This window comes from Parabacteroides sp. AF39-10AC (genome assembly GCF_003635405.1).
GTDB lineage: Bacteria > Bacteroidota > Bacteroidia > Bacteroidales > Tannerellaceae > Parabacteroides > Parabacteroides distasonis.
Map to the genome: position 1 here is coordinate 1 of NZ_QTLP01000015.1, position 12,621 is coordinate 12,621.

The 12,621-nt window shown below is 43.8% G+C and carries 15 protein-coding genes and 1 pseudogene; 13 read left to right on the forward strand and 3 right to left on the reverse strand.

What is annotated here, in order from left to right:
- Positions 1–14: 14 nt before the first annotated feature.
- From DW033_RS14170 to DW033_RS14185, 3 genes and pseudogenes are all read right to left on the reverse strand, one after another.
- Positions 15–623: pseudogene (locus DW033_RS14170) on the reverse strand (DNA methyltransferase); the annotation flags it as partial.
- Positions 624–642: 19 nt separating this feature from the next.
- Entirely contained in the window at positions 643–885 is a 243-nt protein-coding gene (locus DW033_RS14175; RefSeq protein WP_005807157.1) for a helix-turn-helix transcriptional regulator, read from the reverse strand.
- Positions 886–1,528: 643 nt separating this feature from the next.
- Positions 1,529–2,437, reverse strand: coding sequence for an IS1595-like element ISBbi1 family transposase (locus DW033_RS14185; RefSeq protein ID WP_005807145.1), 909 nt, complete (start codon positions 2,435–2,437; stop codon positions 1,529–1,531).
- Positions 2,438–2,479: 42 nt separating this feature from the next.
- Here DW033_RS14185 and DW033_RS14190 point away from each other — a divergent pair, with 42 nt between their 5' ends.
- From DW033_RS14190 to DW033_RS14260, 13 genes are all read left to right on the forward strand, one after another.
- A complete protein-coding gene (locus DW033_RS14190; RefSeq protein WP_005807142.1) occupies positions 2,480–3,679 on the forward strand; it encodes a hypothetical protein in 1,200 nt (399 codons plus the stop codon).
- Between the two features lie 766 nt (positions 3,680–4,445).
- Complete coding sequence (locus DW033_RS14200) at positions 4,446–4,859, forward strand: single-stranded DNA-binding protein (protein WP_005807140.1); 414 nt, start codon at positions 4,446–4,448, stop codon at positions 4,857–4,859.
- 234 nt (positions 4,860–5,093) lie between these two features.
- A complete protein-coding gene (locus DW033_RS14205; protein ID WP_005807138.1) occupies positions 5,094–5,849 on the forward strand; it encodes a ParA family protein in 756 nt (251 codons plus the stop codon).
- A gap of 7 nt (positions 5,850–5,856) precedes the next feature.
- Complete coding sequence (locus DW033_RS14210) at positions 5,857–6,111, forward strand: hypothetical protein (RefSeq protein ID WP_005807137.1); 255 nt, start codon at positions 5,857–5,859, stop codon at positions 6,109–6,111.
- Positions 6,112–6,133: 22 nt separating this feature from the next.
- Positions 6,134–6,754: a CatA-like O-acetyltransferase, family 2 gene (locus DW033_RS14215; RefSeq protein ID WP_005807135.1), complete on the forward strand. Its 621-nt coding sequence runs from the start codon at positions 6,134–6,136 to the stop codon at positions 6,752–6,754.
- Between the two features lie 2 nt (positions 6,755–6,756).
- Positions 6,757–7,296: a GNAT family N-acetyltransferase gene (locus DW033_RS14220; RefSeq protein WP_005807134.1), complete on the forward strand. Its 540-nt coding sequence runs from the start codon at positions 6,757–6,759 to the stop codon at positions 7,294–7,296.
- A gap of 20 nt (positions 7,297–7,316) precedes the next feature.
- Entirely contained in the window at positions 7,317–7,715 is a 399-nt protein-coding gene (locus DW033_RS14225) for an SRPBCC family protein (RefSeq protein ID WP_005807132.1), read from the forward strand.
- Positions 7,712–8,209 carry a GNAT family N-acetyltransferase gene (locus tag DW033_RS14230; protein WP_005807130.1) on the forward strand — a complete coding sequence of 166 codons (498 nt, stop codon included), beginning with the start codon at positions 7,712–7,714 and terminating at the stop codon, positions 8,207–8,209. The genes DW033_RS14225 and DW033_RS14230 overlap by 4 nt, the downstream gene beginning before the upstream one ends.
- 392 nt (positions 8,210–8,601) lie before the next feature.
- A complete protein-coding gene (locus DW033_RS14240; protein WP_005807128.1) occupies positions 8,602–8,859 on the forward strand; it encodes a hypothetical protein in 258 nt (85 codons plus the stop codon).
- Positions 8,860–8,904: 45 nt separating this feature from the next.
- Positions 8,905–10,635 (forward strand): ParB/RepB/Spo0J family partition protein, encoded by a 1,731-nt coding sequence (locus DW033_RS14245; protein ID WP_005807126.1) that lies wholly within the window; start codon positions 8,905–8,907, stop codon positions 10,633–10,635.
- 422 nt (positions 10,636–11,057) lie between these two features.
- Positions 11,058–11,501, forward strand: a complete 444-nt coding sequence (locus tag DW033_RS14250) for a JAB domain-containing protein (protein WP_005807125.1) — start codon at positions 11,058–11,060, stop codon at positions 11,499–11,501.
- Positions 11,502–12,032: 531 nt separating this feature from the next.
- The gene (locus DW033_RS14255) at positions 12,033–12,311 is read left to right on the forward strand and encodes a hypothetical protein (RefSeq protein WP_005807124.1); all 279 of its coding nucleotides are present in this window, start codon (positions 12,033–12,035) and stop codon (positions 12,309–12,311) included.
- Positions 12,312–12,318: 7 nt separating this feature from the next.
- Positions 12,319–12,591 (forward strand): hypothetical protein, encoded by a 273-nt coding sequence (locus DW033_RS14260; protein WP_005807122.1) that lies wholly within the window; start codon positions 12,319–12,321, stop codon positions 12,589–12,591.
- Positions 12,592–12,621 lie beyond the last annotated feature (30 nt).

The window sequence follows — 12,621 nt, forward strand, 5'->3', positions numbered from 1 at the left end:
TGCCGATTATATCAGACAATTATCCTATGAAAGGACTTTTTCAGTGCCCTCGTTTGACCACCACCTGATTTTTTCCGCCAAATTATGTTTCCACATAGATTATTCAAACCAAAAACCTCATCACAAAGTAATTTCAACTGTGCATGTTCATTATCGTCTATGGATATAAAGATGACTCCTTTATCCGACAAAAGTTGTTTAGCAATACGAAGTCTTTTATTCATAAATGACAACCATTTAGAATGACGGTATGAATCTTCACTATCCACAAACTTATCATTGTAAACAAAGTCTTTATTCCCTGTATTATATGGAGGATCTATATAGATAACATCAATATTCCCCTCATGAGTATAAGCAAGAGCTGTCAAAGCTTCAAGGTTATCTCCCTCAATAAGGATATGATTGGGGGCATCGGTATCTGTACTGATGATAGCTTTGTCTGTATCTTCGATCAGCATCGGCAACTCCTCGCGAAGACGTTCCTCCACATCTTCTGGTTTGTCTTCCCATACAAGTCCGTATTTCTTTTGCTTGCGAAGCATCTCTATCAATGCCGATTTTTCGTCATTTGTCAGCCCCTCTATTCCGCGTATCTTATTTACCAGTTCATTCTTATCCATAAGTAAATTCATTTTTCTGTTATTTGACAAGTCTTACCATCTGAATACCGCCTTCTAATGAAGAGTTCAGCAATTCTTTTACATCGACTTCCAGAACTCTGGCAATCTCAAGCAAAGTTTCCAACCCCGGCTGTGAAGTATTCGTACACCATTTTGATACCGTGGCCGGATCCTTGCCAAGTTGCTCTGCCAACCATTTGTTGGTTCGTTTCTTTTCAACGAGTACCACTTTAATTCGATTTATATCTTTCATCGTTTCCATTTTGGTGATGATTATCTCAATATATTGCAAATGTAATGAATTAGTCTCAATTAAGCATTATTCAAATAAGGTAATAAGCTATAAACATTGCGAATTACATCAATATTTATGTGAGATATTGACCTTTTTACTCTTTATCGACAATAAAAATGAGTAACTTTGCACAAACGAATAGTCATTATGAATAAACACTTGACAGAAACAGAATTTTATCATAAATCACATATAGAGATACTATCTAATCATTTTTTAGAGAATGATTGGGTTTGGCTATATAAGAAATACTATGAAAGCAGTGATGGTGTGGAAAGATATCATAAGTACGTTTCTTATTTGGCGACCCCTATAAGTGCAGCGTTTTCATTGAAAACTCCGAATACTGACATACAAGATGATGTAAGAGTAGCTTTAATGGGTGATTATACATATAGGCCCTTTGCAAAACCAGGATTCGAAAATCTTGTAACAGTACGAGATTTCAAAGTATCAAGAACTTATTATAAGGATATTAGAATCGCTGAAGAATTGATTTACTATTTTAACCTTTTTGAGAGTAAAGAAGAAAATGGTGATACCTGCTATTACAAAATTGAAAACGATACAAAAAAACTTGTATGCCTTATTAACAAATCTGATTATCCGTTTATGCACCTGTTATATTCGCAATTACTAGTCTGTCAAAGAGTTTGTCTCCAAAATACCGTCTGTTTAATTTGTAAATAAACTCGTTGAGATACAACTGTAAGTATTTCCTTTTGATTTTATGGTAGTTGCCCAGCAATGTCCGTTTTGCATTACTGATTGCGATATGCACCCATTTGAGTGTTTCCTTGGTGGTTTTGGCGTCTGATTTCTCGGTGACGTGCAATTCCACCAGATCGGAGATGTCAACGTAAGAAGTGCTTTTGTCCGAAAATACGATGGCATCATCCTCCATGCAGTCCCTGACCACGCCGTTGATTCCTTCACTTTGATGGCTATCCAGTACCCTGGCCTTGAAATAACGCACATGCTTCTCCTTTTTGCCCGTTTCGATATCTTCCAACGGGGTGCTTTCGGCCATCACCGCAACGTTCTGCTTTCCCTCGGCTCCCCGGCCACGTGTACCCTTGCCTCGCTCGATTTCCTTACTGGCCACCGAAAAGTAACCCTCATCCAGTTCTATCATCCCTTCCAGTGTATACCTTGCATCCCGGTTGCCCATCGCCCTGCGGAGTTTGTGTACCATCGCCCATACCGGTTCGTAACGCTTCAATCCTAATTGCTTCTGGAGTTCGTTGGTGGAGAATCCCTTTTTTGTGCAACTCATCAGGAACATCGTTTTGTACCACACCAGAAACGGCAGCTTGGAGCTCTCCATGATCGTACCGCTGCGCAACGAGGTGCGGAAACGGCAACCTTTGCATTCATAACTCCATTTACCCTGTAACCAATAATGGGAAGTGCCCCCGCATCGCTTGCAGACAACCCCTTCCTTATCACGCTGCTCCTTGAAATGCAAACGACAATCTTCCTCCGAACCGAAATGAGCCGTAAAACTGAATATGTTCATAATCCCTGCTTTTTGAGCGCTAATATACTAAAAATATTAGGTGTGTTTGCGGAGAATCAGATTAACAAAGATTCTGTAAAAATATTGAATCAATATCTTGTAGAATTTATGGCCGCTAAAAGAATGGATTTGATATGTTGTTGCCAGTCAGAAATTGAATTTGATTTAGGAGCTATTGATTTGCCATTCGAAATAGAATGTACAAATGGTAAATTTAAGGATATCAGCCCAAATGCTAAATCTAACTATCAAATCTGTATATCACCACACTTTGCTAAAATTCAAAGCTGGTTTAATGGTAAGATCATATTTAACCATGAATCATTGAAAAGTATTATTGAACGGATGAAGACAAGTGTCAACTATATTATAGGAACAGATGTTAATGGTGCTCCGATAGCTTCTACGGTTGCAACAGATCCTTATACTCCTGTTTTTTTTGATAAAAAAGTACAAGCGTATTATAATTATCAAGGATGCCGTATAGAAGAATTACGTATCATAAGTCCTAACTTCACCTTAAGGTGCGATAATGACCATAATGATTATGTGGTGGTGTTTTTACGTGATATTCAAGACCTTCCTTATCGCGAACAATGTATATGGAAAGGTTTTAATATTACTCCTGACGGCAGAACATTTAGCAAACTTTTTCAAAAAACGATAATTGAAGGCAAATGGAATGGTGTTGCACAGTCTATAGACTTTGTCTTTCGAGATTTGTATAAAACCTTTGTCGCTAAATGGGAGGAGAAGTATGGTTGGAAACTGTTTAAGTCATTAAATGGAATCCAGGCAGAATATTTCAATCAAATTTGTATTCTAAATAGAGATGATTATGAAGCTCTTACTGACCTTGTAAAATATTTATCACTATTGCTACAAGAAAGCCTTGATTTGGAAATGATGGAAATGATTATTCCTGCTAAAACTGAAATCAAAGAAAAAGTAGTAAATGGTGAAAAAACTAAGGAATCAACTAAAGAAAAACCCTTATCACATCTTGATAGAATTTTAGAAACACTCAATATTGAAGGCTACAATTTTATTGTATTTCTCAGGAATCTTCAATCCTTACGTTCCTATATGCTTCATCGAAATAGTAAGAAATTAGATAAAGACAAAAAAAGGGCTTTTGAGTATTTCGGCTTAAATGAAGATAAATCAAATTCCCAGTCGGTTTCAAATAATGTATTATCGCTCGGTGCAACAGCTATTTCAAATATGATAAAACAATTGTAAATACATGTGTTATTACATCAAGATCTACATCTTTCAAAATTGAATCCTTTTCTATCCGGCTTTCCCCACCCGAAAATTAAGGTATGATGTCTGTGCCGCGGTCCGCCCTCCACTCCAAGGTACGGAAGGCTGTGCCCGATCAACGGCAGTCTGCATCATACCGCTTCATGCCGGAGCTTCGACCTGTCGAAACAACCGGTATTCCGCTATATGGGCATCCTGCCTGGTTGTTGCTCCGGCACATTCCGCCTTCTGTCCGTAGCTTTTCTTTCCGGGCCGACGGCGTCGTGGGCAAACGGTGACACATTCTGCTTGTGCCGTCCGTCGTGCCTCCGGCATGTCACAGGCAGAAAGAGTCCCCATTTTGTTTGCCCGGCAGACCGTTTCTTTTACCCGCCCAAGCCGTCATTCATCACTTTTATAAACATCCCCTTATATATACGGGACAATTCTGCCTTTTATATCTGTATCGGGATTACCTTCTCTCGTCATACCTTGCCTGCCGCCGCGTAGGTTTTATCAGGTGCGAATGTAGGCTGTCGCGCCTGATTCTTCCGTTTTGAAGTGCATTTTGAAGGAAAATCTTCCTTGCCGGGCAAGAGTATTTTGCTTCAAAAAAACGTCGAATGGGCTGTACCGACATCCTTGTCATGCACCATAAAACCCCAAGGCGGTCCGGCAGAAAGGATCCGACCAGAGGGAAGAAAAAAACAAAGTCACAGGTAATGGCAGGACTAACCACCTTGCCGCAAAACATTTTCAAATTATGCTATACATTCACACTATCGGTCGCATCGGAAAGGATTGTCAGGTTATCGAGGGTACACACGGTTCGTTTATTGCTTTTGACATGGCAGTAGATGACTTCTCGCACGGAAACGCCGTTACCACATGGGTAAGGGTACGCAGCAACAAGGAAAACCATATCCGCCTCTCCGAATACCTCACCAAAGGGCGCATGGTCCTTGTCGGGGGAACATTGTCAACTTCACTGTGGAAGGACAAAAACGGCGACAGCCAGATCCAGCTCTCCATCACGGCGGATGCCCTGGAGTTCATCAATACCGGTAAACGGGAAGGTACAACCTCCGAAGCCGACGGCCAAGCCGCAGCTGCCGATAACGCACCAGTTCCTCCGGCGGACATGCCACAGGACGGGGAGGAAGACCTTCCGTTCTGACATCTTCCGGAAAACGGTCACGGATGTAGTATTTACTAATTGTAGTAATTTAGGAGATTAGTAAATCCCGGGTTACGAAAAATAGTAGATACTACATTTAGTGGCTAAGTCTTTTAGTAGAGTAGTAAATACTACGATACTAAAATATGTTATAGTAGTAAAATAGTAAATACTAATTGTAGTGAAGACTAAAAATAGTATTATCTTTGTACCAGAACATTAAGACTCTGAATCATGACAAAAATTATAGCAGTTCTGAATCATAAAGGTGGGGTCGGAAAGACAACCACTACCATAAATCTCGCTGCCGCACTGCAGCTGAAGAAAAAACGTGTGCTCCTGATCGACATGGACGGTCAGGCAAACCTCACGGAATCCTGCGGCCTGTCCATCGAGGAAGAACAGACCGTGTACGGGGCGATGAAGGGCGAATACCCTTTGCCGCTGGTCGAACTGAACAACGGCCTTGCCATCGTTCCCTCGTGCCTTGACCTGTCGGCTGCCGAATCGGAACTTATCAACGAACCTGGCCGGGAACTGATACTGAAAGGGCTGATTGCGAAGCTGCTTGACAGCCGGAAATTCGACTATATACTGATTGACTGTCCGCCATCGCTGGGACTGCTCACGCTCAATGCGCTTACCGCATCGGACTTCCTGATTATCCCGGTACAGGCACAGTTCCTCGCCATGCGCGGTATGGCAAAGATTACGAATGTGGTTAAAATCGTCAGGGAACGCCTGAATCCGGGACTGAGCATCGGAGGTATCGTGATCACCCAGTTCGACAAGCGCAAGACGCTTAACAAAAGCGTGTCCGAGCTCATCAACGATTCTTTCTGCGACAAGGTGTTCAAGACCGTCATCCGGGACAACGTGGCTCTGGCGGAAGCTCCTATCAAGGGTCTGAACATTTTCGAGTATAACAAAAACAGCAACGGGGCCAAGGATTATATGGACTTGGCGCTGGAGGTACTGAAACTAAAGTAAAAACAATATGGGCAAAAGCGATTTATTGAAAGACGGTATGAAAAGCGGCCTTGACGGGCTGCTTTCATCAACCAAAAAATCCCCGCAGAAAAAAGAAACGGTTCCGGCCAAGGCGGAAAAGGAACCGGCGGTGCATTGCAACTTCGTCATTAACAAGAGCATTCATACCAGGATGAAATACCTGGCCATCGAAAAGAACATGTCTCTCCGTGACATCGTCAACGAGGCCATGAGAGAATATCTGGAGAAGCATGAAAAATGATTGAAAATTTGAAAGACGCACTATGAGAGAAATAAATCCCAAAGAAACCACCCGTGCATACGCATTTGAGCTTTGGATGAAAGCCCCGATGCCGATGGTTACATTTTTCAAGACTTTGGATGTCAGTCGTCTGGTCAAAATCAGCAAAAAGTCAGGTATGAAATTCAATATGCTGATGTGCTGGTGCATCGGCAAGGCGGCAAGCGGTATCAAGGAATTTTATATGCTGCCTGTCGGAGACAAATTGATGCAATATGATGCCATTGCGGTTAATACCATTGTTATGAACAAGGACAATGAGGTCAGTTCATGCGATGTGCCCTTTTCTGATGATTTGCAGCTATTCAATGAAGATTATCTGAAATTGACAACGGAAGTAGCACAAAGCTGTGAGAACCACGACTTGACTGAAAGCATGGTAATAGGAACTTCCGCACTGGCCCAATATGAAATTGACGGTGCGGTAGGTATGTACAGCGGTATCTTCAACAATCCGTTTATAATATGGGGCAAGTACCGTAAGGGGTTCTTCAGGACGACACTGACGGTTTCATTCCAATTCCATCACACTCAAATGGATGGGGCACATGCTGCAAAGTTCCTGGATCGCTTGCAGCAGGAAATCAATAAATTACTTGTATAGCGATGAATATGGAAACACAAAGATTGATACTTCGTCCCTGGACAGAAAACGATGCAGAGTCTCTTTATAATTATGCCAAAGATCCTGCTATCGGCCCCATTGCCGGGTGGCCTCCTCATACATCTGTGGAAAACAGCAGAGAAATAATACGCGATATCCTTTCTGCACCCGAGACATACGCTGTAGTATTGAAAGAAACCAATGAACCGATAGGCAGTGTCGGAATTATGTTCGCTGATGGCGTACACAGTGCGGATATGCAGGATGGAGATGCAGAAATAGGATATTGGATAGGTGTTCCTTATTGGGGACAGGGACTTATACCGGAAGCCGTACAACGTTTGTTGAAGCGTTGCTTCGTCGAACTTGATGTGAAACGGGTCTGGTGTGGACATTATGACGGAAACATCAAATCCCGCAGGGTAATGGAAAAATGTGGATTCAAGTACCATCACACAGAAGAAGGAAAGACTTCTCCGTTAGGAGATATCCGTACAGAACATTTTACTTTGCTTACCAGAGAGGACTGGAAAAAACGGTAAGAGAAATATAAAAATGTCCCATGATAAGAACTACGATAAAATCATTTATACAGGCTGATTTGGAATCTGTCTGGCATTCTGTCACTTCACTTTACGACTATTCATGGCGAAGTGACATAAAGGACATAGAAGTTTCCGACGAGCGCCATTTCAGGGAGATAAGTAATGAAGGCTATGTCACCTGTTTTACTGTTACTGTTATAGAGCCTTTTCTAAAATATTCATTTCTTATGGATAATGTGAACTTTTCCGGGGAGTGGACGGGACATTTCAGACAGGCTGAAAATGGAACGGAAGTGATTTTTACAGAGTCAATTAGCCTAAAGAAATGGTGGTTATATCCTTTTGCATTGTTGTATTTGAAATTACAGCAGAAACGGTATATAGCTGACCTGAAAAGAAAATGTGAACAAGAATGAACGGATCGGCCAAGTATATAATACGCCATTTGCAAGGTAGTGAGAACCATTTGCTAAGAGAATTTCTTTACGAAGCGATTTATATCCCTGAAGGAGTCAAACCGCCCTCAAAGGACGTGGTGGATTTACCTGAACTGAAACTGTATATTGAGGACTTCGGAAAGAAAAAAGATGACTTTTGTCTGGTCGCAGACTGTGAAGGGAAAGTGGTCGGTGCAGTATGGGTACGTATTATGAATGATTACGGACATGTGGATGACAGGACCCCATCGCTCTCCATATCCCTATATAAGGAATACAGGAGTAAAGGCATAGGAAGCCATCTTATGCGTGAAATGTTTCGATTACTTGAGAGCAAAGGATATAGTCGCGTCTCTCTGTCCGTACAAAAGGCGAACTATGCCGTCCGAATGTATCTAAAACTTGGATTTAAGATCATCCATGAGACTGAAGAGGAGTTTGTCATGCTTAAAGATCTCTCACTATCCTACTAAAGACGGACAACCTCTTATATATGTCATCTTCTTCAAGAAGACATCTCCCTATTATATTATAGATTACCGGTAAATTATCGGTAATCTTTTTCTTTTATAGTTCCATAGAACATTTCTTTTATAATTCATCTTTTACCGCTTTCCGGCTTCATTCCCGCCGCACCGGCCTTGGTTTTATCAGATGCAAAGGTCTGCTGTCGCGCTTGATCCTCCGGCTTGAAGTGCATTTCCTGCAAATTCTTCCTTTCTGTGAAAGAGTAATTGGCAGGAAAAGCCGTCGTATGAAGCTGTACCGACAGCTGTAAACCGCATCCATAAAACCCCAAGGCGGTTCAAACGGGAAAAGAACCGACCAGAGGGAAATAAAAAAACAATTCAAAATTGACATCGACATGGATAAAATAAGATTGGTAGTTTACAACGAATATGCACTGGGCTATATCATGCCCCAACAACCCGACAAGGTTTGCACATTGGCAGACAGGACTACGCTCGGCGCACCGTTCCGGACAATGCTTGAACCCTATTTCATCGGAAAGAACGATACCGTAAGGCTGGCCGGCAGGAAAGACTTCGACACGTTCCGGCTATCGTTCGGGGGGTACGACAATACGCAAATGTACGAGTATGACACCAACCAACAGGAATAGCAGTAATCAGAAAATCAATGTATAACAAATCAAAATTTATGAATTATGGAAACAATGAACATTCAATCAGTAGCAGAGAAGAACATCGTATCAGTAGTTTTGGCAGATATTCAGCCGAGTAACTATAACCCACGCAAGAATTTTGATGTAGCAAGCCTTGCGGAATTGGCGGAAAGCATCCGTCAGCAGGGCGTCCTCCAGCCTATCGGGGTGCGTCCCATTGCGGAGAACCGCTTTGAAATCATATTCGGGGAACGCAGGTATCGTGCCTCACTCATGGCAGGACTGGAAGAAATTCCGGCAATCGTTCTGAATGTTTCGGACGAGACCGCCGAAGAAATGGCGGTGACGGAAAACCTGCAACGCAAGGATGTAACCCCTATCGAGGAAGCAAACGCCTATCAGAGGCTGATAGAAAGCGGACGGCACGACATTCAGTCTTTGGCCATGCAGTTCGGCAAGAACGAGACCTATATCCGCACCCGACTGAAGTTCGTCTCCCTTATCCCCGAAATAGCAGAATTGTTGGAAAAGGATGAAATCACTATCAGCGTGGCAAGCGAAATTTGCCGATATGGCGAGGACATCCAGAGAGAGGTTTTCGACAAGCACTTGAAAGAGGGTATCATGTTTGGCAGTTGGCGAGGCATGAAAGCGACCGAGGTGGCAAAGAACATCGAGCGCCACTTCACGACAGACCTTGAACGCTACAACTTTGACAAGACCCTTTGCCTGTCATGCCCCCATAATACCAACAACATGACATTGTTCTGTGAGGGAACATGCGGAAAATGCGCCAACAAAGGCTGTCTTGATGAAATGAATGCCGCATTTTTGACGGAAAAGGCAATAGAGACCATTAAGGCTTATCCTGCACTATCTCTAAGCCATGACGCATATTGCTATAATGCGGATGCGGTTAATCGCCTCAAGGAAATGGGCTATGAGGTTGTGGCACTGCAATGCAGATACAAAGACTACCCGACACTTCCCGAAGAGCCTGAAGCCGGAGAATATGATACGGAAGACGAATATAAGGAAGCTAAGGTTGAGTATGAGCAGGATATGAACGATTATATGGAAGAGGGCAAGGAACTTGTACGCAGGGCAGAAGTAGGCGAAATATCGCTCTTCGCACGGATTGGGAACGAAGACATTGTCAAATGTTATGTGGAGAATTCCATGATGAATGCCGTCAGTGGACAACAGGCAGGACAGGAACAGCTTTCCCCGATTGAAAAACTGGACAAGCAGGACAAGCGAAACAAGGAGATTGCCAGGGAAAAGACCGTGGAAGATACCAAAAAACAGATTTTGGAAGTGGATATGACCGAAACCAAGTTCGGGGCTGACGAAGAAAAGATGATTTATTTCTTCCTGCTTTCATCGTTGAGAAAGGAACACTTTGCCGCCGTTGGCATAGAGGGAGAACATTCGCCCTATCTGTCCAACGAGGACAAGACAAATATTGTGGCCAATCTTACCCCAAAGGCAAAAGCCGTCATCCGCAGGGATTTCCTGATTGAGAATTTCAAGAACGCATACGGAAGCAACGCCATAGCCGACATGTTGCTTGAATTTGCAGGAAAACACATGCCGGAAAGACTTGCCGACATCGAGAACGGACATAATGAAGTTTACGAAAAAAGACATCAGCGCATCGAAGAAAAGAAAGCCGTCCTTTTGGTGCAGGAACAGGCCAAACAGGAAGCAGAGCAGACTGAAGCCGATGCGGACAACGAAAAACAACCTCAATCCCAAGAGGTTGCTGCTTGACCATAATTCATAGTTGATTTCAGATGCAGGGCGGAGAAATCCGTCCTGCTTTTCTGTTGAGTGCCGGAGGCAGACCGGCGCCGCCTGACCTTTTTTATACACCTCCCTGTCTTTCGGCAGTCTCCGTCTGCTGAAACAGTACGGACCGGGTTCTGGCTGATTCCTACAGGCCGCACGGGCGGTCTTCCGTCATCGGCCGGCCCGGATAACCTTTATAGCCGGACCTCTTATAATACCCCGGTAGTCTCAACATTTGTTTTCAGCGAAGTTACAGCATCTTTCCGGACAAACGCAAGATCCGGGTGAATTTGGGAAACAATCTCCAATCCTGCGGATAGTATTCTTTCCCAAAATCTTGCACGAAGTCCAGACAGAGCTGTGCACGGGCGAAAAAAATTGTTTCACCTTAAATCTTCGTTATTATGAATACATTTTCTTTCCCTCAGATTTCAGTAAATTACAAGGATGCCGATGCTGCAAAACGTACCTTGGTAAACTCCTCCAGAGTGAGCTACGACATCTTCAAGGAGGCATACGATGAATGTATGCAGCATCATGAGGAATGCTGGGTGATGTTCCTCAATCAAGCCAACAGGCTTCTCGGACTCTCCTGCATATCAAAATGCGGCATCAGCCAGACCGTTGTGGATGTCCGTATCATCCTGCAGACGGCTCTTCTGGCCCATGCCTCGGGCATAATCCTCAGCCACAACCACCCGTCAGGCAACATGGTGGCCAGCTCCAGTGACAATGCCATCACAAGCAAACTCAAGAAAGCCTGCGAAATCCTTGACATCACTCTCCTTGACCATATCATCCTCTCGGATACAGGCTATCTGAGCTACGCGGACGAAGGGATGCTTTGACAGCATCTCTTTTCACGGCAAATCCCGTTATACTGCCGCCCTCATGTGCGCCAGGCGGAGACTGTTATAAAACCTTCATGCACGACGGCAGCCCTGGGCTGCTGTAAGCACTCCGGTCCGGATCTGTGGCTGATGACGGAATCCGGCACGGGCCGTATTCTGCCATCGGCCGCTCCGGGAACCTTTATAGCGGCACCTGTTTTAACGCCGTCCGTCATAAGCCCCCGCCACCACCCTTATCCCTTTCTATTTTCCCTCTTGTATTGACATGAGAGTCATTTCTTCTTTCGTCGTCCTTCCCGTCGCCGCGTGGACTTTACTGGTGCGAATGTAGGCGGTCGAGCCTGTTCCCTCCGTTTTGAAGTGCATTTCCTGCAAATTCTTCCTTTCTCTGAAAGAGTAATTGGCAGGAAAAAACATCGGGAGAGGCTTTGACGACCGTCTATCGATGCACCGTAAATCCCGAAGCGGCTCCTCCGAAAAGGAGGCCGAACAGAGGGAAGAAAAACAAAATCGTTAAATATCAGAATTATGGACAAGGACATCAAAGAAAGCAGAGAGTACCGTCTCGCTAAAGACTGGGAAATGGCAGTCAACAATTACAGTTTCAATCCGGCTCGATTTGCAGCAGCAATACCGACCATGCACCCGACACTGCAGCAAAGCCTGTATAGGTTGATTAAAGAGTGCATCAAGGTTATGGCGGATGACAGCCGCAGGTACGACGAACGCAATATGGCTTCGCACGAGGAAGCGAAATGTATCATGGAGTACCTGAAAGAACACGGGAGAAACATACCATTAAAGTGATAGACCGATGAAAAAGAAAGAGGTGGAATTTGCCGGCAGAACTTATTCTTGCCGTGTGGTGAAATCAAATGAAGGTGAAGAACTCCTTATCGGCTCAACAGGTTTGCTTGACGCACTCCAGCCCGGTAGTTTCGACAGCGAGAACGAGGGCTTTGCGAGTAAGGAGGCTGAGAAATTATACGATGAGATTTTTTTCTTCACCGATGCCGGAAGTCTTGAGCTGCCGGATGACGAGCTGGTTGAGATGCTGAAAGAAGACAACCCGGAATGGTTTGAATAAAATGAATATATAAATCTATTAAAAATCAAG

Excerpts from the sequence above, each read along its gene's own strand:
- DW033_RS14255 (WP_005807124.1), top strand. The coding sequence starts at position 12,033 with ATGGACAAGGACATCAAAGAAAGCAGAGAGTACCGTCTCGCTAAAGAC.
- DW033_RS14250 (WP_005807125.1), top strand. The coding sequence starts at position 11,058 with ATGAATACATTTTCTTTCCCTCAGATTTCAGTAAATTACAAGGATGCC.
- DW033_RS14230 (WP_005807130.1), top strand. The coding sequence starts at position 7,712 with ATGAACGGATCGGCCAAGTATATAATACGCCATTTGCAAGGTAGTGAG.
- DW033_RS14215 (WP_005807135.1), top strand. The coding sequence starts at position 6,134 with ATGAGAGAAATAAATCCCAAAGAAACCACCCGTGCATACGCATTTGAG.
- DW033_RS14245 (WP_005807126.1), top strand. The coding sequence starts at position 8,905 with ATGGAAACAATGAACATTCAATCAGTAGCAGAGAAGAACATCGTATCA.
- DW033_RS14210 (WP_005807137.1), top strand. The coding sequence starts at position 5,857 with ATGGGCAAAAGCGATTTATTGAAAGACGGTATGAAAAGCGGCCTTGAC.
- DW033_RS14175 (WP_005807157.1), bottom strand. The coding sequence starts at position 885 with ATGGAAACGATGAAAGATATAAATCGAATTAAAGTGGTACTCGTTGAA.
- DW033_RS14200 (WP_005807140.1), top strand. The coding sequence starts at position 4,446 with ATGCTATACATTCACACTATCGGTCGCATCGGAAAGGATTGTCAGGTT.
- DW033_RS14225 (WP_005807132.1), top strand. The coding sequence starts at position 7,317 with ATGATAAGAACTACGATAAAATCATTTATACAGGCTGATTTGGAATCT.
- DW033_RS14185 (WP_005807145.1), bottom strand. The coding sequence starts at position 2,437 with ATGAACATATTCAGTTTTACGGCTCATTTCGGTTCGGAGGAAGATTGT.
- DW033_RS14240 (WP_005807128.1), top strand. The coding sequence starts at position 8,602 with ATGGATAAAATAAGATTGGTAGTTTACAACGAATATGCACTGGGCTAT.
- DW033_RS14220 (WP_005807134.1), top strand. The coding sequence starts at position 6,757 with ATGAATATGGAAACACAAAGATTGATACTTCGTCCCTGGACAGAAAAC.
- DW033_RS14260 (WP_005807122.1), top strand. The coding sequence starts at position 12,319 with ATGAAAAAGAAAGAGGTGGAATTTGCCGGCAGAACTTATTCTTGCCGT.
- DW033_RS14205 (WP_005807138.1), top strand. The coding sequence starts at position 5,094 with ATGACAAAAATTATAGCAGTTCTGAATCATAAAGGTGGGGTCGGAAAG.